The following is a 21,633-nucleotide window of genomic DNA, read 5'->3' as shown; positions in this document are numbered from 1 at the left end:
GGGCCGGTGGCCCGCCCGTCAATTGGTGCTGTCCAATCCCACCGGTTTGCCGACCACGGTAAAGCTCAGCCCCTCGGGATCGAGGAAATCGGCGGCAAAGGCGTTGATTTCTTCCAGCGTGACCGCATTCACCTGATCGTTGCGGGTGGCGATGTATTCGATCGGCAAGCCCTGAACCTGCATCCCGACCAGGATGTTGGCAATACGGCCATTGCCATCGAACCGCAACGGATAGGCTCCGGTGAGATAGGTCTTGGCATCCTCAAGTTCCCTGGCGGTCACGCCATTCGCGGCGACATCGGCCCAAACCTCGCGGACAACGGAAACTGCCTCGGCGATCTTGTCATTAGCCGAGGCGACAGACCCCATATAGATCGACGCCAGGTCCTTGGGGAGAAGATAGGAATAGACCCCGTAGGTCAGCCCCCGTTTCTCGCGCACCTCCTGCATCAGGCGGCTTTCAAACCCGCCGCCGCCGATGATGTGGTTCAGAATATAGGCCGCAAAGAAGTTCGGGTCGTCCCGGTCAATCCCTTGCTGAACAAACAGCGCCACGGATTGCGGCGTGTCGAAATCGACAACTTCAACGCCGCCCGGAATGCTGATCTTGGCCTTGTCCGGGATAGGCGCCCCGGTTTCCGGCAGATCGGCCAAAAGCGTGTCGAGCACGGCGCCCAATTCCTCAGGCGTGATATCACCCACAGCCCCGACAAAAACACGGTCGCGCGCCACAGTTCCATCAAAGGCCGCGACGATATCGTCGCGTGTCAGTGCCGAAACGCTTTCGATGGTACCCTTACCCTCGGTTGCATAGGGGTGCTCGCCATAAACAGCGGCCGACAGCGAGGCGCCGGCAATGCTGTTGGGGTCCGTCTCGTCCGATTTGAGGCCCGAGATCACCTGCGCCCGCACCCGATCTATTGCGTCCTGATCGAACCGCGGCGCATGCAGGGTCGTGCGCAGCAACTCGATTACCTGATCCCTGTTTTCGGTCAGGAAGCGGGTGGAGATGGACAGCGTGTCATCGGTCACGTCAAAGTCGAAGGAGGCCGCCAATTCCTCCAGCCGACGGGCATAGGCGCGCGCGTCAAGATCTCCGGCGCCCTCTTCGATTAAGCCCGTCATCAGATAGGTCGCGCCTCGCTTTCCCGGCGCATCCAGAGAGGTTCCACCCTGAAACCAGATCTCCAGCGCGGTAAAGGGGATCGAGTGATCCTCGACCAGCCACGCATTCTGGCCACCGGGCGACGTGACCTCCTTGATCTTGACCTCGGCCCAGGCGGGCAAAGCGATGATCAGGGCAATAACACAGGCAAACAGGCGTTTCATTGCGTCACCTCCGCGTCATTCATCAGCCAGCCGGTCACCGATGCCTCGGGTTTCAGCACTTGCCGCGCTGCTGCGACGATCTCTTCACCGGTCACGGCTTGCAGAATTTCGGGCCAAGCCTGCACATCCTCGACCGTCAGACCGCTGGCAAGCGCCGCCCCATACCGGTTCCCGATCCCGTCGACATTGTCGCGCTCATAGATGAGCGCGGCCCGCAACTGCATCTTGATCCGGTCCAGATCGGCCTGATCGACACCTTCGGCGATGAAATCGGCAAGCGTCTTGTCCATCGCGTCTTCGGCCTCTTGCAGGGATACGCCCTGCGCCGGAACCACGATCAAGTCAAAGGTTGTATCGTCAAGCGACATGGCGCCATAGAAAGCACCGGTATAGATCGCTGTCTGGCTGTCGAACTGGAGCTTTTCGTTCAGATAGGACGTGTTACCGCCACCCAGCAGCTTTGCCAGCAAAAACAGGGCGGCTGCGGTTTCCTGCTTTCCACTGTCACGCTCGGGCGCAAGATAGGACCGATGCACATAAGGCTGGGCCACGCGGGCATCCTTGAAGGTCAGCCTGCGCGCCGCCGTCTGCGGCGGCTCCTGAGTTCTGAACCGTTCCGGCAAGTCAGGGTTGGCCGGGATCACGCCGTAATAGGTCTCGGCCAGTTCGCGCACCGCCTCCGGCTCCACATCGCCGGTCACCACAAGGATGGCGTTGTTCGGTGTGTAATAGGTGCGGTAGAAGGACAGCGCATCGTCCATGTCGAGCGTTTCCATCTCGTGTCTCCAGCCGATCACCGGAACGCCATAGCGATGGTTGAGGAATTGCGCCGCATCCATCTGCTCACCGAACAAGGACCGCGGGTTGTTCTCGGTGCGCTGGTTGCGCTCTTCCAGGATCACGTCGCGCTCGGTCACGATATCGCGCTCGGTCAGGCGGATGTTGCGCATCCGGTCCGCCTCCATCCGCATCATCAACTCCAGCCGGTCGGCAGCGACGCGCTGAAAATATGCGGTGTAGTCGTACGAGGTGAATGCGTTGTCTTGTCCACCGTTGGCGGCGACGGTGGCCGACAATTCGCCGGCCTCAAGCGTATCCGTGGCCTTGAACAACAGGTGTTCGAGGAAATGCGCCACACCGGATGATCCCACCGGTTCGTCCGCCGATCCTGCCCGATACCAGACCATATGCTGCACCACGGGGGCGCGGTGATCCTCGATCACCACGACATCCATGCCGTTTTCCAAAGTAAAGGTCGTGACTGTCTCCTGCCCTTCGGCCGCACCAAGATGAGGCGCGGCAAACAGGGCGGCGGCAAGAGCAAGAGCCCGGGCCATGCGCATCCTCCATGTCGTTGTCCGTCAACGTACGGCAGGTCCGGCAGTGTTCAAGACGCGCTGACGTAAAATTAAGGATTATTCATCCTCGGGCGGCGCCGATGGCGTCGCTGCGCCTGCGCGGCGGAACGCCTCGGTCTGGTCAAACGGGTTGATCGCGTTTTTGCGATAGGCCTGTTCATACCGGTCGACCGGGAACAGGCGCAGACGCGTCCAACGCCCCTGCCGCTTGCGGAAGGCCGCATCTTCTTCGGCCAGCGCCACGCGGGTATTGGCCGGAACGCCATAGCGGCCGGATGCGGCAATCAGCGCCTGATCGGAGGACGGAACGCCCTGCCCCGGCACCAATGCCGATTCCTTGCCGCCCAGTGCCGCCACCGCATCCCCCAGCGGATTCGGATCGGTCAGGTTGGCACCGCCCGGTGTGGGGGCGGGCAAGACCGCGTAATCCTTGGGCTGCGTCAAGGGCTTGACCGGCATGACACCAAATTCGTCAGGGCCCGAACCCTGCGGACGGATATCGCGCAGGCCCTTGCTCGAGCAGCCCGAAACCGCAACTGCGGTAGCGATCATGATCAAAGCCAGCGGCGCGCGCATGGTCAACTCCTGCCTGTTTCGTGGGGTTTTATCGCATATCCCCGCGCCCGTCACGAGGGCTTTTTACCATCCAGCAGGATCAGGCCCGCCGCTCCCGCAAAGATAAAGATATCGGCCACGTTAAAGACGAACGGATTGTCGATCCCGCAACAGGACATGTTGAGAAAATCGAGCACATATCCATAAAGCAGCCGGTCAACCACGTTTCCGAGCGCGCCGCCAATCAGCAGACCGCCACTGATCATCATCAGACGCGACGGCTTTCCGCGCGACAGCCAAATCAACACCACGGCGCAGATCACCAGGGATAGGACAATCAGCACCCATCGGGATGCATCGCTTTCGCCCTGAAACAGGCCGAAATTGATGCCCCGGTTCTCGCCATAACGGAACCGCAGCAGGGGCGGCAGCACGTCGATATTGCCGCGATGTGCCACGTCCATGACGTAGATGACAAGGTACTTGCTGGCCTGATCCAGCAGAAAGGCCCAGAACCCGGCCCAGAAAAGCGAACGCATCCGCATCAGTGCCGGAAATGCCGCATGCCGGTGAACACCATGGCCAGTCCGGCCTCGTCGGCCGCCTTGATCACCTCGTCATCGCGCATCGAACCGCCGGGCTGGATCACACAGGCGCCACCGGCCGCCGCCGCTTCCAACAGACCATCGGGGAACGGAAAAAACGCGTCCGAGGCCACCGCGCAGCCCTTTGCCGGGCTGTCAGTCAGGCCCAGCTCAGTTGCCATGCGCTGCGCCTTGGCAGCGGCCACATTGGCGCTGTCGAGTCGGCTCATCTGACCCGCGCCGACGCCCACGGTGGCACGATCCTTGACGTAGACGATCGCGTTCGACTTGACGTGCTTGCCAACCTTCCAGGCAAAGAGCAGGTCGGCCATCTGGTCCACGGTCGGGGCTTTCTTGGTCACCACCTTGAGGTCGACCAGATCTACATGGCCCACATCCTTGTCCTGCACCAGCATACCGCCAGCAACCTGTTTCATCGCCACAATGGGCTGGCGCGGATCGGGCAGGCCGTCGGTCAACAACAGGCGCAGATTCTTCTTGGCAGCAAAGACCGCGATAGCCTCGTCGGATGCGCCGGGGGCGATTACCACTTCGGTGAATATCTCGACGATCTTGCCAGCGGTTTCCGCGTCCAGCGGCTGATTCAGCGCCACGATCCCGCCAAAGGCGCTGGTGCGGTCGCAGTCAAACGCTTTCTGATAGGCCTCGGACAGGGTGGCCCCCAGCGCCACGCCGCAGGGGTTGGCGTGCTTGATGATCGCACAGGCCGGGCCGTTCTCGGGCGCAAACTCGGCCACCAGTTCGAACGCCGCATCGGTGTCGTTGATGTTGTTGTAGCTCAACTCCTTGCCCTGAAGCTGGCGCGCGGTAGCCACACCCGGACGGTTCGAGCCGTCAGTATAAAACGCCGCCTGCTGGTGGCTATTCTCGCCATAGCGCAAGGTCTGTTTCAGCTCACCGGCAAAGGCGCGGCGGCGGGGTGCCTCCAGGGCCAATTGACCCGCCATCCAGTTGCTGACAGCAGCGTCATAGGCGGCGGTGCGGGCATAGGCCGTTTGAGCCAACCGCTGGCGAAAGGCATAGGAGGTCTGGCCGTCATTGGCGGCCATCTCGGCCAGCAGAGCGTCATAATCCTCGACATCCACCACTACGTTGACAAAGGCGTGGTTCTTGGACGCCGCACGGATCATCGCCGGGCCGCCGATGTCGATATTCTCGATACAGTCGTCATAGGCGGCACCCTTGGCCACGGTCGCCTCGAACGGATAGAGGTTGACGACCAGCAGGTCGATGCCCGCGATACCGTGCTGCTCCATCGCCGCCACGTGCTCGGCATTGTCGCGCAGCGCCAGCAGGCCGCCATGCACCATCGGGTGCAAGGTCTTGACCCGGCCATCCATCATCTCGGGGAAACCGGTCACCTCGGCCACGTCGCGCACCGTCAGGCCCGCATCGCGCAGCGCCTTGGCGGTGCCGCCCGTCGACAACAGCTCGACCCCGCGCGCGGCGAGGGCCTGGCCCAGCTCGATCAGTCCGGTCTTTTCGGAAACGGAAAGAAGCGCGCGGCGCACGGGGGAAAGGTCGGTCATTTGCTCGGGGTCCTTATGCGGATCAGTCGAATTCGGGTTCGTCCCGGTTCAGGTCGCGAATGGCAATCGCGGTGTCCTGCGCCTTGCTCAGCGTCCACCGGATGCGGGTCGCATACTCCATTGCGCGCCCGGATAGAACGATCTGTTTTGTCGCGCGCGGCTTCAGGCGGGTCTTTTCAAGATAAACGCTTGGCTCCAATGACAATTTATATTTGCCATCATGGCGGAAAACCCAGATCTCGCCGCTTTTCAAGGCCATCGAAACCGCCGTGCCACCCAAATCCACCGCTGCATCGACCTCGGGATGCAGATGCAGGCGAATATCGAATCCCACACCAGACAGAACCGAGGCATCCATCGCATTGTCAAAACGCCGCTTGGCGGCGTCGTCCATCGCCAAGAGCATGTCTTCGCCGGTAAGACCGCGCCCGTCGTGGCTCAGGTCCAGGGTACGCGCATGGGTCAGGCCGTAGATACGGACAAACCCGTCATGCCCCCCCTGAAACCGCGAGGACTCCAGCGTTTCCGAGGTTTCCACCGGCACCTGGGACGGCCCGTCGATCAGCGCTTCGCGTTCCGACTCTTTCTCGGGATCGCCCAATCTGGCGCTTGAATATCCGTCCAGGCACAGTGTCGAATGCGACGGCGTCGCACGCCCCGCACGACGCCATTCCAGACCGAAACTGGAACCGGACCCACAATTCACGATCAGCGGTCTGCGCCCCGACGTAAGCTCGAATGCCAAGGTGGAGGCATGCGCATTGTAAGACACCTCTCCACGCGGCGGAGGGCTGGCGTCGATGATCACACTGGTCCGTCCCGCCGACAACCTGGCATAGCCCATCGACAGGCCCTCGGCATGGGCGGGTTTGACACCGCTGGCGGCCAGGGCGTGATCAAGCCGCCCTTCCAGACCGCGGCCACCCCCATGAAACCGCGCCAACTGTCCATCGGCATGGCGCAACGCCCGCAGGGTCGGCGCAATCCGCTCGATTGCGGCGGTATGGGCGTGCGGCGCACCCCGTCCGGCCTCGTGCAACGCAGCAGCCGCCCAGTTGAGCAAGGTGAAAACCTCAAGGAGCTCTTCGGGATTGCGGGTCGGCAGGCCGCCTTCTTTGTCGATCTGGTTTTCGCAATCGCGGGCCAGCGCCCGCACCGCCGGATCGGCCCATTCTTCCAGCCCTTCCAGAGCCAGACCAGCGTAAATCAGTCCGGTGAGCGCTTCGAACCGGCACAGTCCCGGCTGCGCGACAGACCAGCGTTTTGACAGGAACCATGTCTGCTGCGCCAGGGATCGAAAAAATGCGCGACTTTGTTCCGGTTCGGCGCCGCGCAGCAAGAACAACGCGTGATTGATCCAGCGGATGACACGCCGCCCGGCGAGTTCCGGACTCCATCCGGGGCCACGCCCCTTGCCGTGCATTTCTATCCAGCCCCAGAGCCAGTTCTGCGCCTTCTCGCGAGCGCGGGCATCACCGACAGCCGCCAGATCGTCGAGCCAGGCAAACCCTTGCCTTTCGTCCTCAAAAGCAGCGTTTGGGGCCGCGACCTCCCACAGGCTGATGGTCGGCGATTCGACAAGATAGCCTGCAAACAGGAGATTGCCCGCCACAAGCTGCCGACCACGGGCAAAGGACCCAACTGTGCGAGGCTCGGGTTGTGAAACAAAGCCGCGCACCGATTTCTGTCTTTGGCTCAGGCGCGCGTAAAGACGGTTCTGGAACCGTGTCCATCCGTTTGCGATTTTATGCGACCCGGACATACGCTCTGCCTCTCACGCTCTTTGGCGTTTGCGGCAGAGGATAGCGGCACAGTCGCCGCGAGTCACCGGTTATTCCGGCCGATCGGCCGCCTTGCGCAGGAGCGCCATATAGAACCCATCCATCCCGCCGTGATCGAGCCAGTAATCCGGGCGCAGGCGCAGGCCGCCTTCCTCTGTGATCCAGGCCGGGTTGATACCGGGCAGGTCCAGCGCGGCGCGGTCAACGGCCATATCGGGATAGAGCGTCAGCGCCTCCTCGACCTGCACCTCGCCCTCGTCCGGCAACAACGAGCAGGTGCAGAACACCATGCGCCCACCGGGTTTCACCAGGGTCCAGGCATGGGCGATCATCTGCGCTTGCAATTCGATCAGCGCGCCGAATTCGGAGCCGTCCTTGGCCAGCGGCAAGTCCGGGTGGCGCCGGATGGTGCCTGTGGCCGAACAGGGCGCATCCAGCAGCACCGCGTCGTACTGGCCCCCGTGTTCCAGCGCATCGCCCACCACCATTTCGGCACTCAGCCCGGTGCGGACAAGGTTCTCGCCCACACGGGCCATCCGACCTTCGGAGATATCGAGCGCGGTGACCCGCGCCCCGGCAGCGGCCAGTTGCATGGTCTTTCCCCCCGGCGCGGCGCACAAGTCCAGCACCGCCTCGCCCGGTTGCGGATCGAGCAACCGCACTGGCAGCGCGGCGGCGGCATCCTGCACCCACCAGTCGCCGGCGGCAAAGCCCGGCAGGGCCGAGACCTGTCCCGCATCATGCAGGCGCACCGAACCGGTCGGCAGCACCTCTCCACCCGGCGCGGACGCTCCGGGTTTCAGCGTCAGATCAAGTGGCGCGCCCGCGAAATGCGCCGTCTCCATCGCGGCAACGGCAGGCGCGCCCCAGGCCTGAACCAGCGGATCGCGCAGCCAGCGCGGCAGGCGCGGCACCCGCAGCCGACCCCACGCGGAGGGCGCGTCAGCGGCCACTTTGCGCAGCACCGCGTTGACCAGCCCCTTGAGCCGCCCGTGCCGGCGAGAGCGACCGATGATTTCGACCATGGAATGCACAACACCATGGGCGGCTTCGCCATGGGCCAGTTCGACCGTCCCCAACCGCAGCGCATTGCGCACGGTCAGCGGCGGCGCCTTTTGCAGATGTGGTTTCAGCAACCGGTCGGCACGTTCCAGCCCGCGCAGGGTGTCAAGCGTCAGCCGCTGGGCACGGGCGCGTTCCTCGGGCGGCAACCGGTCCAGTGCACCGGCGCCAAGGCATTCGGACAACAGCCGTCCCTCGCCCAATATCTGGTCGAGCAGATAGATCGCGCTCTGCCGCGCCTGGGTCGCGCTGTCCGCCATGGGGTGCCTCGTGGGGTTGTGACCATCCGCCCGCATTGCCAAGGGCGGACGCGGGCGTGTATCAGGATACCAGACCGAAAGGAACAGCAAAGCCATGAGCGAGCCGCGCACAGACCTGCCCCCCGCCGCCCAACGCGCCCTGGCCGAGGCCGAGGAACGCCGCCGCAAGGCCGAAGCCGAAGCCGAGGCCAAGCCGCTGCCCAAGGAACTGGGCGGGCGCGACGGGCCGGACCCGGCCCGTTATGGCGACTGGGAAAAAAAGGGCATCGCCATCGACTTCTGACCGTCGCGTTCCGGGTTGCAACCCGGCGACCCAGACCGCACTCTCTGCCGCAAAGCAAGATTGGCCCAAGGGGCGACAGAGAGTTTTCATGGCCTTCAGACCTCCGCTGCAAACCGTCTCGACCGGCCTTGTCGTGGCCATCGTGGGGTTCTTCAGCTCTTTTCCCATCGTGTTGCAGGGTCTGGCGGGTGTAGGCGCCGATCCGGCGCAAGCAGCCTCGGGACTGATGTTCGCTGCGCTCTCCATGGGCCTTACCGGAATCACTCTGAGCCTCTGGACCAAGGCACCAGCTTCTGTCGCCTGGTCCACGCCGGGCGCCGCGCTGCTGGCGGTGTCTGCGTTGCCAGAGGACGGGTTTGGCGGGGCGGTGGCCGGGTTCATCATGGCGGGCGCTTTGACGGTGATCGCGGCCTGGTGGCGCCCGCTCAGCCGGTTGACCGCCTCAATCCCAGGCCCGATCGCCCAGGCCATGCTGGCCGGGGTTTTGTTTTCGCTCTGCCTGCGGCCATTTCAGGCTTTGGCTGAAATCCCCTATCTCGCCCTGCCGATCCTGCTGACCTGGTTCATCGTCGGCCAGATCAGCCGCCCCTTTGCCGTGCCCGCTGCGGTAATCGCCGGGGCGCTGGTCGTCACCGTCAATGCGGGTTTTGACATTCCAGCACCCGCAACGCTGGTCGCCACGCCGGTCTGGGTCACCCCGGTCTTTTCGCTGGAGGCGCTGACCAATATCGCGCTGCCACTTTTCATCGTCACCATGGCAACCCAGAATGTACCCGGCCTGGCGGTGCTGCGCGCCTATGGCTATCAGCCGCGCCCGGCGCCGCTGGTGGCCGGGGTCGGCGCAGCCAGCATGCTGTCGGCGCCGTTTGGCTCTCCGGCCACTTGTCTGGCCGCGATCACCGCCGCCATGTGCGCCAACGAAGAGAGCCACCCGGACCCGACCCAGCGCTATTGGTCGGCGGTGATGGGCGGGCTGTTCTATTGCGTGTTGGGCCTCTTTGCCGGGGTCATCGCCGGATTTGCCGCTCTGGCGCCCGCGCTGGTTCTGGGAACGGTGGCAGGTGTGGCGCTGCTGGGTGTCTTTGCCGGATCGGCGCTGGCCGCGCTGGAACAGCCCGACTGCCGCCAAGCCGCTGCCGTCACTTTTCTGATCACCGCGTCGGGCATCACCATCCTGGGGCTCAGCGCCGCGGTCTGGGGGCTGGTGATCGGCGGGCTGATGCAGGCGATCACCCTTGGCCTGCAGCGGCGCGCCTGAAACCCGGACCCTTCAGTCCACGCGCAGACGGAAATCGGCGAACTCACCCGCACCGCGATCTGACGTAAACCGGATCTTGCCGTCGCTCACGCGAACCTCCTGGCAGTTGTAGCCAAGATCGCTGCCGCCCCAGACCAGATCGCGGCAAAAATAGCCGTCTTTCCAAACCCAATTGCCCTCGACCGGCCAGGCGGCGCCGGTGCCCCTGATCTCTCCATCCGTGGTGACCTCGAGCCGGACAAGCGGCCGGGTCAGGGTCTTGCCCGCCACAAGGGCCCGAAAACTCTGGGCGTCCTCGACCCGGGCATATTCGGCAGCCGCAGGTGCGGCGAACAGGATCGAGCAAAGAAAAATCCGAGGCAGCATCGCGAATCCTTCGTTTGGTGTGCAATCTTTCTACGCCCCGACCACACGACCGGATCACTCGCAGATTGCCGCGTGAAAGCTTTCGACAAGGGTTCGCATGCGTCGCCCACCAAGACGATCCGCTGGCCAGGTCAACCAATAGCCGTCACGGGTCGGCATTTCCGGCAGGTCCAGCCTGTAGAGCCGTCCACTGGTCAGAGCAGCCCTTGCCAGCGGAATGGAGCCCAGAACCACGCCCAGACCCGCCTCGGCCGCCCCCAGCGCATGTTCCATCGAATCAACGCTCAACCTAGTCAGCGCACCCTTGATGTCTTCGCCAAGTCGGGTCCACTCGCTCCACCCGGGTCTTTCGCCGCGCAACTCGATCATGCCTGCGGACCAGTCGACACCAGGGGCGGCCATTGGCGCCAGGACTTCGCCCGCGATCAAGCGCGCCTCTCGTCCCGGCCAGTTGCCCTTGCCATAGCGGACCTGAAGCCAGGTCCGTTCGTCATCGAAACTGGCCCTCTGCGCCACGGAATCCGTCACCAGCCGGACATCCGGGTTGCGCGTCAAGAACGGCCCGGCGCGAGCAACGACTAGCATTTGTACATGCGAAGGCAGGCCCGCGACCCGCAATTCGCGCGGCGCGGTGCCAAACAGGTCCTCGGTATTGCGCTCCAGCGCTGTCAGACTTTCTTGTACCAGCGGAAGGAAGCTCTCCCCTTCGATGGTCAACGTGACGCCACGCGGCCCCCGCACGAACAGTGCCCGTCCCAGCCAGGTTTCCAGATTGCCGATACGCTGGCTGACTGCCGCCTGTGTCAGGCCAAACTCGCGCGCCGCCGCCGCGAAGCCGCCCAGCCTGCCAGCGGCCTCGAACACCCGCAACCAGTCAAGTGGCGGCAATCCAATACGCGCCTTTGCCATAGATTTTCCAACCCTAAGCCACAAGAAGGCATAACTGTCTTGATGCCATTTGCTGCGGTATCTCTCAAGTCAGCAAATGCGCGACAAAGGAGAGCCCCCATGCTGCGCCAGGTCACCCATACCGACCAGATCGTTTCCCTGGAATTTACCGACGGCACTACCGCCCGGTTTCACGCCGTCTGGCTGCGCGACAATGCGCTGGACCCGGACACCCGCGCGCCTGGAAACGGCCAGCGACTGATCACTATCGGTGACATTCCCGCGGATGTCAGCATCGGTGCGGCTTCGTTGGTCGGCGGCGCAATGTCGGTGACTTTTCAGCCCGAGAACAAGACCGTCACCTATCCGGCCGACTGGCTAGCCGAGCATACCTATGACCGGGATCACGACCATCCGATGGGCTGGACAGATCCGGGCATCACCACCTGGGAAAGCGGGATCGCCGCGCCCGGCGCCGACTGGGTCGGCGTGCATACCAATCCGGCGGTCAAGCGCGGCTGGCTGGCGGCTGTCGCCGAATACGGCTTTGCCCGGCTGACTGGTGGACCCACCGAACCCGGCGCCTTGCTCAAGGTGGCCCACCTTTTCGGCTATGTGCGCGAGACCAATTATGGCCGCTATTTCGAGGTGCGGACCGAAGTAAACCCAACCAACCTCGCCTATACCGGGCTGGGTCTTCAGGCCCATACCGACAACCCCTATCGCGATCCGGTGCCGACGCTGCAAATCCTCTATTGCCTGGAAAACAGCGCAGAGGGCGGCGACAGTATCGTGGTCGATGGCTTTCGCGCGGCAGAGCGGTTGCGCGATGCCAATCCCGAAGGGTTCGCCCTGCTGTGCGGTTACCCGGCCCGGTTCGAGTACCGGGGCGCGGACGGGGTCTGCCTGCGCGCGCGGCGCCCGATGATCGAACTGTCGCCTGACGGGCAACTGGTGGCGATCCGGTTCAACAACCGTTCCTCGGCTCCGTTCGTGGATATTCCCTTTGACAAGATGGAGGCCTACTACGCCGCCTATCGTCAATTGGCCGCGTTCATCGACGACCCGGCGATGGGGGTCGCATTCAAACTGGAACCGGGCGAAAGCTTTATCGTCGACAATACCCGCGTCCTGCACGCGCGCACCGGGTATTCCGGTGCAGGCTCACGCTGGCTGCAAGGGTGTTACGCCGACAAGGACGGGCTCCTCTCGACCCTTGCGGCGATGGACGCCACCGGTCTGGAGGCGGCGGAATGAGCCCTGATTTCTCAGAGCTCAACCGCGACAACATCGTCGCGTTCCTTGGTGACATCTTCGCCCGGCGGGGCGGCGAGGAATATCTGGGAGAGCCGGTGACCATGGCCCAACACATGCTGCAAGGCGCCACAATCGCCGAACGGAACGGCCTGCCTGAGGAAATCATTGTCGGCGCGCTCTTGCATGATATCGGGCACTTCACCTCGGAATTCGGGACCTATCATCCTGACGACACCGAAGACCGCCATCACGAGGATGCGGGCGAGGCGGTATTGGCACCGTTCTTTCCGCCGGTGATCACCGATTGCGTAAAGTACCACGTGGCCGCAAAACGGTATCTCTGCGCCACCAAGCCCGAGTATTTCGCGCGCCTCTCGCCCGCTTCGGTCCATACGCTGGAATTGCAGGGCGGACCGATGAGCGCAGAGGAAGTGGCAGAGTTCGAGGCCAATCCGAACCTGAAGGAGATCGTTCAGGTCCGCTATCTGGACGAGGCAGGCAAGCGCGCCGATATGGAAACCCCCGACTTTGCCCATTTCGCGCCAATGGTGCAGCGCATGGTCGACAGACATATGGAGGCGTCATGACCGCGCCGGAATACATCTTCGAGGCCAGCAGCAAGCCGTCGCTGCCCTGGCATGAGGTGCCTTTGATCCGGGCCACGGATGAAAGCGTCAAGGGCTATGGCTGTCTGGTGGACGATCCCGACGCGTTCGAGATCGAAATCGTGCGCTGGCCCCGACAAGGCTGGCGCCCGATCGACGAAGGCACCGGCGACGAAGGCGGCTGGGTCGAAGGCACGTTCCGTGGCGAGTGGAAAGGCGACGTGCTCTACGGCACCAACGAGGCTGTTAAAGGACATTATGTTTTGGGCTGGTCCACCGATCCGCAACAGGCCCAGACCGAACGGCAGACCGCGCCACGCGATCAGGTATTGCTGTGGCATATGAATTATCACCCGGATGGCGGGCAGATGTTCTGGCCCATCGACAACAAGCCGTTCATCATCCCGGCGGCTCTGCCGGGCGACAATCTGACCCCGGATAAGGTAGTTGCTTTCTGGTGTGACGGTTCGCGCGGGCTCTATATTCATCCCGGCATCTGGCACGAGGGGATTTTCCCCGTAGAGAACGAGCAGCGCTTTCTCGACCGCCAAGGCCGCGTGCACGCCCGCGTCAGCGCCGACATCGGTCAGGAATTCGGCGTCTATCTGGCCTGTCCCCTGCGGACCGACAAGGTCAGAGACCTCTAAGAGACGGGCCGGGCACCTAACAGATGCCCGACCCGCTTGTTCCCGACTGTTGCAGCGTGGCCTATTCGGCGGCCCAACCACCAACTGCTTTGACTTCCAGGAAGTCTTCCAGCCCCCAAACACCGCCCTCGCGACCCTTGCCGGACTGTTTCATCCCGCCAAAGGGGGATCCGGCCGAACGCGACTTGCCGTTCATCTCGACCATACCCGAGCGCAGGACACGGGCCATGCGGTTTGCCCGAGCACCATCCTGGGTCTGGACATAGTTGGTCAGGCCATAGGGCGTGTCATTGGCAATCTCGATGGCTTCCTCTTCGGTGTCGAACGGAATCATCGTCAAGACCGGGCCAAAGATTTCCTCGCGCGCGATGGTCATCTGGTTGTTGGCATCCGCAAAAACGGTCGGGCGCACGAAATAGCCCTTGTTGAACCCTTCGGGGCGGCCAAGCCCACCGGCGACCAGCCGCGCGCCTTCGTCGATGCCCTTCTGGATCAGGCCCTGGATCTTGTTCCACTGAAGCTCGTTTACGACCGGGCCGATATGGCGGCCTTCGTCAAGCGCATTGCCGACGGTCACGCTCTTGGCAACTTCGGCCGCCGTTTCGACCGCCTGATCGTAGATCGGTCGCTGCACCAGCATCCGGCTGGGCGCGTTACAGCTCTGGCCGGTGTTGTTCATCATGTGCAGCACGCCGCGCTTGACCGCCTTGTCATCGGCATCGGCAAAGATCACGTTCGCGCCTTTGCCACCCAGTTCCAGATGAACCTTTTTCAGCGTCTCGGCGGCGTTCTTGGAAATGGCGATACCGGCGCGGGTCGACCCGGTGAAGCTGACCATGTCGACATCCGGGTGGCCGGAGAGTTGCGAACCGACACCAACGCCGTCACCGTTCACGAGGTTGAAGACACCGGCCGGGAATCCTGCCTCGTCCATCAACTCGGCAAAGACCATGGCGTTGAGCGGGCTTTGCTCGGACGGTTTCAGGATCATCGTGCATCCGGCGATCGCGGCCGCGCCCACCTTGAGCGTGACCTGGTTCATCGGCCAGTTCCAGGGCGTGATCAGCGCCGCAACGCCCACCGCCTCATAGATGATCCGGTCGTTCGGCGCATGATCGCCCAAGGGGCGTTCGAATTCAAAGTTCTTGGCCGCCGTCAGGAAGTTCTTGAGGTGCCAAATGCCGGCACCGACCTGCTGGGTGCGCGACATGTCGATGGGCGCCCCCATTTCCAGCGACATGGCCTGTGCCAGGTCCTCGCCCCGGCGGCTGTAGACTTCCACAAGCTTCTCGACCAGGGCGATACGTTCGGCAACCGGGGTCGCCATCCAGGCAGGAAAGGCAGCCTTGGCAGCTGCGACAGCAGCGTTGGTATCAGCCTCGGAGCCCAGCGAGATAACGGCGCACGGCTCTTCGGTCGATGGGTTGATGACGTGGAAATCATTGGCGACGGCAGGCGCGACCCATTTGCCGTTGATGTAGAACTCGCGTTTCTCAAGCATGTCTGCCTCTCCTGATCAGGCTGTTTCGACCGGGCGGTCGGGAATCTTGGGTACTTTGTCACTCTGCCCAGGCGACGACAAGAGGGGGGACTGAATAATTTGATCAAATTACAGATTGACTGGCCGGTGCCCAAAACTGGCGGCGGCACCTTGTCACGGGTATGTAACCCAGGGATGGCACTGACTAGATTGGCGTCATACGACTCGCTTTTGTATCAAAGGAGACAGCCATGGGCTTGCGCATCAACGACATCGTTCCCAACTTTACCGCCGAGACGGACAAGGGCACGATCAGCTTTCACGACTGGATCGGCGATAGCTGGGCCATCCTGTTCTCGCACCCCAAGGACTTTACCCCGGTCTGCACCACCGAATTCGGCGCCGTCGCGCAACTGGCCGATGAATGGGCCAAGCGCAACACCAAGGTGATCGGTGTCTCGGTCGACGGGGTCGAGGATCACAAGAAATGGAAAGGCGATATCGAGAGCTTTGCCGGCACCAGCGCCGGGTTCCCGATCATCGCCGACGAGGGGCTGGCTGTGTCCAAGGCCTTTGACATGCTGCCTGCCGACGCCTACTTGCCCGACGGCCGCACCCCTGCCGACAGCGCCACGGTGCGGTCGGTCTTCATCATCAGCCCCGACAAGAAGCTGCAACTGTCGATGACCTATCCGATGTCGGTCGGGCGCAACTTTGCCGAGGTGTTGCGCGCGCTCGACGGGTTGCAGCGCACCTATCAGCAACCGCTGGCCACCCCCGCCAACTGGCAAACCGGCCAGGACGTGATCGTTGCGCTGGCACTGGACAATGCCGCCGCCGAGGAAAAATACGGTGCGCTGGACATCAAACTGCCTTATCTGCGGTTTGCGAAAAACCCTGGCTAAGCCCATTGCGGGCGCGGGGTGACCCGCGCCCGTCAACCAAGAAAGACGCATGCCATGGCCTCTTTGAAACGCTGGCTCGACCTGCGCCGCAACCCCTGGAAGGCCGAGCATTATGCCGGGCTCAAGGCGTGGCGCGCGGAAAACGCGCTCCAGACACGCTTTTACACCTATGACGATCTACCTCCGGACGCCGTGGTGCTGGACGTCGGCGGATTCGAAGGTGGCTGGGCCGACCGGGTCATTTCCGTTCAGCCCAAGGCGCAGGTGCATGTGTTCGAGCCTCACCCACGCTTTGCCAGCGCGCTGCGGACAAAATTCGCTGATCGACCCAATGTCATGGTGCATGATTTCGCCATGGGCGGGGCCGAGGGTACCCTAACGCTCAGCGACGATGGCGATGCCTCCTCGGCCTTTGGTGGTCAGGACGGCGCGGTCTCGGCGCCGGTGCGCCCCGTCGGCGCGGTCTTTGCCGAGCAGGGGCTGGACCGGGTCGATCTGATGAAGGTCAATATCGAGGGCGGCGAATACGACCTGCTGCCCGCCCTGCTGGACAGCGGGCTGATGCCCCGCATCGCGCGGCTTCAGGTTCAGTTTCACCTTTTCGAACCGGCCTTGATCGAGACCCGCGCGGCGATCTGCGCGCGGCTGGGGGAAACCCATAACTGCGCCTGGTGCTATCCGTTCATCTGGGAGGAATGGCGCCTGCGCTGAGGCGCTTCAGCCGCGTGATAGCCGCCGCACCGCCGCGCGATACCGCGCGCGATGCCATTCACGGGTCAACCGCTCGCACAGGCTCTTCTTTGCACCGATGGTGCTGCCGCCAATGGCTCCGGTCCGGTCGGTCAGACCCGAGGGGCTGATCACCCCCAACCGCAACCCGGTATGCCAGTGCATTTGCAGGAAGGTGTCCACCGGCCGGTCAAAGGGCTCGGTCAGGGACAGCAACCGCTCGGCCGCCCAACGCGCCACCAACTGGCCCGAGGTGCGCAGCGGTGTCAGTTCAGGTTGCGTCAACACCGCCTGCCCCTGCTGATCTATCGCGGACGCGGTCACCGGACGGGTTTGAAATTGGATATAGCCCATCTGTCCCACATGGCGCTGCGCCAAGGCCAGCGCATCGGCGAAACCCGTCTCCAGCGCCATGTCATCCTCGATGATCAGCGCGGCCTCGGCTTCGCTCTCCACCAGCCTGGTCCAGGCGGCGCGATGGCTGAGGAAACAGCCGATCTCGCCTGGGCGCAGGTCAAAGGGGTAGGCGGGTTCCAGGAACCCGGGCCGATAGGCCCGGTCCCGCGCCTCCGGCGCCAACGCCGCACCATCGACCGCAGGCAGCAGCGTGGCGTAAGGTAGCTCCGCCACCAGCGCATCGGCCTGCGCGCGCCGGTCCTTGGCCCGTTCCAGATGAATGACAAAGCCGATCAGATCCATTCCGGACCTCCCTGCTGCCACGCGTGGGTCTGCGCGGCCCGAATGAAAAAGGCCCAGACAGGATGTCCGGGCCTTTCCGTCTCTGCAAGGCCAGAGGCTTATTCCGCCTCAGAGGCCTCTTTCTTTTCCGGCACGATCTCTTCGCCGGTTTCCTGATCGACAACCTTCATCGACAGGCGCACCTTGCCGCGATCGTCAAAGCCCAGCAGCTTGACCTTCACTTCCTGACCTTCCTTCAGAACGTCCGAGGGATGGTTCAGGCGGCGGTTCTCGATCTGGGACACATGGACCAGACCGTCGCGCTTGCCAAAGAAGTTCACGAAGGCGCCGAAATCGACGATCTTCACGACCTTGCCGGTATAGACTTGACCTTCTTCGGGTTCGGCCACGATGGACCAGATCATGTCATAGGCCTTCTTGATCGAATCGCCGTTGGGCGAGGCGATCTTGATGATGCCATCGTCGTTGATATCGACCTTGGCGCCCGACACTTCGACGATCTCGCGGATCACCTTGCCGCCTGAACCGATCACTTCGCGGATCTTGTCGGTGGGGATCTGCATGGTCTCGATGCGCGGTGCGTGAACCGAGAAGTCAGCAGCGCCAGACAGCGCCTTGTTCATCTCGCTCAGGATGTGCATCCGGCCATCCTTGGCCTGCGACAGGGCTTTCTCCATGATCTCGGGCGTGATGCCTGCGACCTTGATGTCCATCTGCAATGAGGTGATGCCGTTTTCAGTCCCTGCCACCTTGAAGTCCATGTCGCCCAGGTGGTCTTCGTCACCCAGGATGTCGGTCAGAACCGCATAAGATCCGTCGTCTTCCAGGATCAGGCCCATGGCCACACCGGCAACGGCGGATTTCAGCGGCACGCCCGCATCCATCATCGACAGCGAACCGCCGCAGACCGACGCCATCGAGGACGAACCGTTCGACTCGGTGATCTCGGACACAACGCGGATGGTATAGGGGAAGTCGGTCGGCGCCGGCAGCACCGCCTGAAGCGCGCGCCAGGCCAGTTTGCCATGGCCGATCTCACGACGGCCGGGCGAACCCACACGGCCAACCTCGCCCACCGAATAGGGAGGGAAGTTGTAATGCAGCAGGAAGTTCGATTTGAAATTGCCGTGCAGCGCGTCGATGAACTGCTCGTCATCGCCGGTGCCCAGCGTGGTCACGACCAGACCTTGGGTCTCGCCCCGGGTGAACAGGGCCGAACCGTGGGTCCGCGGCAGCAGGCCGGTTTCGGCCACGATCGGACGCACGGTGGTGGTGTCGCGACCGTCGATCCGCTTGCCGCCCTTGACCACGTCGCCGCGCAGGATGCCGGCTTCGAGTTTCTTCAGGGCCGAGCCGAGGTTGCCGTCTGCGACCTGCTCTTCGGTCAGGGCGGCCTTGATGGCCTCGCGCGCGGCGGCAACGGCTGCGGTGCGCTCCTGCTTGTCGGTGATGGCGAACGCGGCGCGCATCTGCTCTTCGCCAGCGGCTTTGACGGCGGCGTAGAGGTCAGAGTAATCCGGCGGAGTAAAGTCGAACGGTTCCTTGGCGCACTGTTCGGCAAAGGCGATGATCAGGTCGACCACCGGCTGGATCTGCTCGTGCGCAAAGGTCACGGCGCCCAGCATCTCGGCCTCGGTCAGTTCATAGGCCTCGGATTCCACCATCATAACGGCGTCCTTCGTCCCGGCAACAACCAGATCCAGACGCTGTTCAGGGTTCAGGCGCAGGTCCTGCATGTCGTCGACGGTCGGGTTCAGTACGTACTCGCCATCGACAAAGCCCACGCGGCAGCCCGCGATCGGACCCATGAAGGGCACACCCGAGATGGTCAGCGCAGCCGAAGCGGCGATCATCGCAACGATATCGGGATCGTTAACGAGGTCGTGTGAAAGCACGGTGCACATCACCAGCACTTCGTTCTTGAAGCCCGGCACGAACAGCGGGCGGATCGGCCGGTCGATCAGGCGCGCGGTCAGCGTTTCCTTTTCGGTCGGGCGCGCCTCGCGCTTGAAGAAACCGCCCGGCACCTTGCCCGCGGCATAGTATTTTTCCTGATAGTGAACCGTCAGGGGAAAGAAGTCCTGGCCCGGCTTCTGCTCGCGGGCAAAGGTCACGTTGGCCATGACGCTGGTTTCGCCCAGGGTGGCGACCACCGAACCGTCGGCCTGACGGGCAATCTTACCCGTTTCCAGTGTAAGCGTTTCCTCGCCCCACTGCATCGATTTCGTCGTTACATCAAACATGTGCGTATCCTAGATGGGAGCACTCCCAGGCGTATCCCGGGTCTCCCGTTTCAATGGCGGCCCCATTGCCGCCGACCCCGTTATCATTTCCTTCACGGTGCCGGGGTCGGGGCACCACGTCTCAGATTGTGCGCGCATACAGTGTTTTTCTGCGGATTGAAAGAGAAACCGGCGCCGCTGGCGGGAACCAGTGCGCGCCGGTGCGGGAACCGGTCAGACCGGGCGAACCACAAGCTGTGGCCGCCCGTCCGATGTGCAGCGGGTTGACCTTCCGTCCCAGCCAATCTCACCGCTGACGCGCTGCCGGAAGGCCGAGAAACTGTCGAAGGTCACCACATCGACCGGCTGATCGAAATGCAGCGTGATCCGCCTGTGCGCACCATCGCCGATAACTGTCAGACCCCGAATCTCGCCCGTAAAAGGCTGGCCCAGGTAATCGCCGCTGACGCGGTCGCCAACCCGCAAGTGCAAGCGGTTGCCCGCACGTGCCACAAGCGTATTCCAATCGCGGGCGCCATGCTGATGTGCCACCAGTTCCAACGCCTGCGCATGGCTCAGCTCGGTGCCGGTATCGCGAAGTTTTCCGCGCAGCCGCTTGGCCTGCGCCTTCAGCTCCTCGATCGGAGCAATCTCTTGATCGTTTTTCATCTTTGCCTCGTTTTCCCAAACGGGCGCATCAGATCGGACGGGGCTCGCATTGCCATCCATGCGCCGGGAAAGGGGCAAGGATCGTCTGAAAACCGGGTTTCACCATAGCCCCAAGGGCCGCGAGCGGCAGGGAACCCGAACCTGGGCCGTAGGTAGGCAGCTCTCGCGCTCCTGTCAAGAAGGCTGGTACGGCGCGGCATTTGACCCTACACAGTGCAGGCAAATCCGGGAAACACATGATCACAGCACGCCTGCACGGCCGTCTCGGCAATCAGATGTTCCAATACGCCGCCGCCGCCGGGCTGGCGGCGCGGCTCTGTACGCGCGTGGGCATCGACAGCCGCGAGGCAGAGGCACGCGGCGAAGGTGTACTGACCCGGGTGTTCGATCTGGACCTGGCCGAACCCGAACACCTGCCGCCGCTGAAACGGGACGGGGCGTTGCATTACGGCCTGTGGCGCGCGTTTGGCACGCGCCCGAGATTCCGGCGCGAGCGCGGGCTTGGCTACAATCCTCAAATCGAAACCTGGGGCGATGGCGCCTATCTGCACGGGTACTGGCAGTCCGAGCAGTACTTCGAGCATGTCAGCCACCGCATCCGGTCGGATTTCACCTTTCCCCCGTTCAGTGACAGCCGCAATGCGGACATGGCCGAACGCATCGGTGGGTCCGAGGCGATCTCGCTGCATGTCCGGCGCGGTGATTACGTGGCCCTTGCCGCGCATGCACTGTGCGATCAGCACTATTACGAAGCAGCGCTGGCCGCAATCATGCGCGATGTCAGGGACGAGCCGGTGGTCTATGTGTTTTCCGATGACCCGGACTGGGCCAAGGCGAACCTGCCCTTGCCGGTGGAAAAGGTGGTTGTCGATTTCAACGGACCAGAGACCGATTTCGAGGACATGCGCCTGATGAGCCTGTGCCGACACAACATCATCGGCAATTCCTCTTTCTCGTGGTGGGCGGCCTGGCTCAACAGCAACCCGGAAAAACGCGTCGCAGGCCCCACCCGCTGGTTCGGCGACCCCAAGCTGAGCAACCCGGATATCCTGCCGCCGAACTGGATGAGGATTGCCGTCTGATCGTTTGTCTTGCCAAACTGAGGGGGCGCTGCCCCCGCCGCGCTTTGCGCGACTCCCCCGGAGT

General features: G+C 63.1%; 21 protein-coding genes. 8 read left to right on the top strand and 13 right to left on the bottom strand.

Going from position 1 to position 21,633, the window contains the following annotated elements; translation table 11 throughout:
• Positions 1-18: 18 nt before the first annotated feature.
• From G0P99_RS13230 to G0P99_RS13200, 7 genes are all read right to left on the bottom strand, one after another.
• Positions 19-1,329 carry a pitrilysin family protein gene (locus G0P99_RS13230; protein WP_164130544.1) on the bottom strand — a complete coding sequence of 437 codons (1,311 nt, stop codon included), beginning with the start codon at positions 1,327-1,329 and terminating at the stop codon, positions 19-21.
• On the bottom strand, positions 1,326-2,666 hold the full coding sequence (locus tag G0P99_RS13225; protein WP_164130542.1) for a pitrilysin family protein: 1,341 nt from the start codon (positions 2,664-2,666) through the stop codon (positions 1,326-1,328). Before G0P99_RS13225 ends, G0P99_RS13230 begins: the two co-directional genes overlap by 4 nt.
• Positions 2,667-2,744: 78 nt before the next feature.
• Complete coding sequence (locus tag G0P99_RS13220) at positions 2,745-3,263, bottom strand: DUF3035 domain-containing protein (protein ID WP_164130540.1); 519 nt, start codon at positions 3,261-3,263, stop codon at positions 2,745-2,747.
• 50 nt (positions 3,264-3,313) lie between these two features.
• Positions 3,314-3,787: a signal peptidase II gene (gene lspA / locus G0P99_RS13215; RefSeq protein WP_164130538.1), complete on the bottom strand. Its 474-nt coding sequence runs from the start codon at positions 3,785-3,787 to the stop codon at positions 3,314-3,316.
• Complete coding sequence (gene purH, locus G0P99_RS13210) at positions 3,787-5,376, bottom strand: bifunctional phosphoribosylaminoimidazolecarboxamide formyltransferase/IMP cyclohydrolase (protein ID WP_164130536.1); 1,590 nt, start codon at positions 5,374-5,376, stop codon at positions 3,787-3,789. The genes lspA and purH overlap by 1 nt, the downstream gene beginning before the upstream one ends.
• A gap of 22 nt (positions 5,377-5,398) precedes the next feature.
• Positions 5,399-7,138: a heparinase II/III family protein gene (locus tag G0P99_RS13205; RefSeq protein WP_164130534.1), complete on the bottom strand. Its 1,740-nt coding sequence runs from the start codon at positions 7,136-7,138 to the stop codon at positions 5,399-5,401.
• Positions 7,139-7,207: 69 nt separating this feature from the next.
• The gene (locus G0P99_RS13200) at positions 7,208-8,479 is read right to left on the bottom strand and encodes an RsmB/NOP family class I SAM-dependent RNA methyltransferase (protein WP_164130532.1); all 1,272 of its coding nucleotides are present in this window, start codon (positions 8,477-8,479) and stop codon (positions 7,208-7,210) included.
• 94 nt (positions 8,480-8,573) lie between these two features.
• On the opposite strand from G0P99_RS13200, the gene G0P99_RS13195 reads away from it, so the two are divergent.
• Together G0P99_RS13195 and G0P99_RS13190 are read left to right on the top strand one after the other, a co-directional pair.
• Positions 8,574-8,762, top strand: coding sequence for a DUF1674 domain-containing protein (locus tag G0P99_RS13195; RefSeq protein ID WP_164130530.1), 189 nt, complete (start codon positions 8,574-8,576; stop codon positions 8,760-8,762).
• An 88-nt stretch (positions 8,763-8,850) separates the two neighbouring features.
• Complete coding sequence (locus tag G0P99_RS13190) at positions 8,851-10,020, top strand: benzoate/H(+) symporter BenE family transporter (RefSeq protein WP_164130528.1); 1,170 nt, start codon at positions 8,851-8,853, stop codon at positions 10,018-10,020.
• Between the two features lie 12 nt (positions 10,021-10,032).
• Here G0P99_RS13190 and G0P99_RS13185 read toward each other — a convergent pair whose 3' ends face one another.
• On the bottom strand, positions 10,033-10,386 hold the full coding sequence (locus G0P99_RS13185; RefSeq protein ID WP_164130525.1) for a dihydrodipicolinate reductase: 354 nt from the start codon (positions 10,384-10,386) through the stop codon (positions 10,033-10,035).
• Between the two features lie 54 nt (positions 10,387-10,440).
• Positions 10,441-11,295: a LysR family transcriptional regulator gene (locus G0P99_RS13180; RefSeq protein WP_164130523.1), complete on the bottom strand. Its 855-nt coding sequence runs from the start codon at positions 11,293-11,295 to the stop codon at positions 10,441-10,443.
• Between the two features lie 99 nt (positions 11,296-11,394).
• Between G0P99_RS13180 and G0P99_RS13175 the strand changes: the two genes are divergently transcribed.
• From G0P99_RS13175 to G0P99_RS13165, 3 genes are read left to right on the top strand one after another with little or no spacing between them, the layout of a single operon-like run.
• Positions 11,395-12,531, top strand: a complete 1,137-nt coding sequence (locus tag G0P99_RS13175) for a gamma-butyrobetaine dioxygenase (protein WP_164130521.1) — start codon at positions 11,395-11,397, stop codon at positions 12,529-12,531.
• Positions 12,528-13,118, top strand: coding sequence for an HD domain-containing protein (locus G0P99_RS13170; RefSeq protein WP_164130519.1), 591 nt, complete (start codon positions 12,528-12,530; stop codon positions 13,116-13,118). Before G0P99_RS13175 ends, G0P99_RS13170 begins: the two co-directional genes overlap by 4 nt.
• The gene (locus tag G0P99_RS13165; RefSeq protein ID WP_164130517.1) at positions 13,115-13,783 is read left to right on the top strand and encodes an ureidoglycolate lyase; all 669 of its coding nucleotides are present in this window, start codon (positions 13,115-13,117) and stop codon (positions 13,781-13,783) included. The genes G0P99_RS13170 and G0P99_RS13165 overlap by 4 nt, the downstream gene beginning before the upstream one ends.
• Before the next feature lie 61 nt (positions 13,784-13,844).
• Here G0P99_RS13165 and G0P99_RS13160 read toward each other — a convergent pair whose 3' ends face one another.
• Entirely contained in the window at positions 13,845-15,284 is a 1,440-nt protein-coding gene (locus G0P99_RS13160; RefSeq protein WP_164130515.1) for an aldehyde dehydrogenase family protein, read from the bottom strand.
• A 230-nt stretch (positions 15,285-15,514) separates the two neighbouring features.
• Between G0P99_RS13160 and G0P99_RS13155 the strand changes: the two genes are divergently transcribed.
• Together G0P99_RS13155 and G0P99_RS13150 are read left to right on the top strand one after the other, a co-directional pair.
• Entirely contained in the window at positions 15,515-16,168 is a 654-nt protein-coding gene (locus G0P99_RS13155) for a peroxiredoxin (RefSeq protein ID WP_164130513.1), read from the top strand.
• A gap of 54 nt (positions 16,169-16,222) precedes the next feature.
• Complete coding sequence (locus tag G0P99_RS13150) at positions 16,223-16,879, top strand: FkbM family methyltransferase (protein ID WP_164130511.1); 657 nt, start codon at positions 16,223-16,225, stop codon at positions 16,877-16,879.
• Positions 16,880-16,885: 6 nt separating this feature from the next.
• Here G0P99_RS13150 and G0P99_RS13145 read toward each other — a convergent pair whose 3' ends face one another.
• The 3 genes from G0P99_RS13145 to G0P99_RS13135 form a co-directional block, all read right to left on the bottom strand.
• Positions 16,886-17,596, bottom strand: a complete 711-nt coding sequence (locus tag G0P99_RS13145) for a glycosyltransferase family 25 protein (protein ID WP_164130510.1) — start codon at positions 17,594-17,596, stop codon at positions 16,886-16,888.
• 98 nt (positions 17,597-17,694) lie between these two features.
• Positions 17,695-19,839: a polyribonucleotide nucleotidyltransferase gene (gene pnp / locus G0P99_RS13140; protein ID WP_164130508.1), complete on the bottom strand. Its 2,145-nt coding sequence runs from the start codon at positions 19,837-19,839 to the stop codon at positions 17,695-17,697.
• A gap of 213 nt (positions 19,840-20,052) precedes the next feature.
• Complete coding sequence (locus G0P99_RS13135) at positions 20,053-20,487, bottom strand: glyoxalase superfamily protein (protein WP_164130505.1); 435 nt, start codon at positions 20,485-20,487, stop codon at positions 20,053-20,055.
• A 236-nt stretch (positions 20,488-20,723) separates the two neighbouring features.
• Between G0P99_RS13135 and G0P99_RS13130 the strand changes: the two genes are divergently transcribed.
• Positions 20,724-21,569: an alpha-1,2-fucosyltransferase gene (locus G0P99_RS13130; RefSeq protein ID WP_164130503.1), complete on the top strand. Its 846-nt coding sequence runs from the start codon at positions 20,724-20,726 to the stop codon at positions 21,567-21,569.
• Positions 21,570-21,633 lie beyond the last annotated feature (64 nt).

This window comes from Ruegeria sp. PrR005, assembly GCF_010500245.1.
Taxonomy (GTDB): Bacteria; Pseudomonadota; Alphaproteobacteria; order Rhodobacterales; family Rhodobacteraceae; genus Ruegeria_B; species Ruegeria_B marisflavi.
This window is presented reverse-complemented; position numbering and strand designations above follow the sequence as displayed.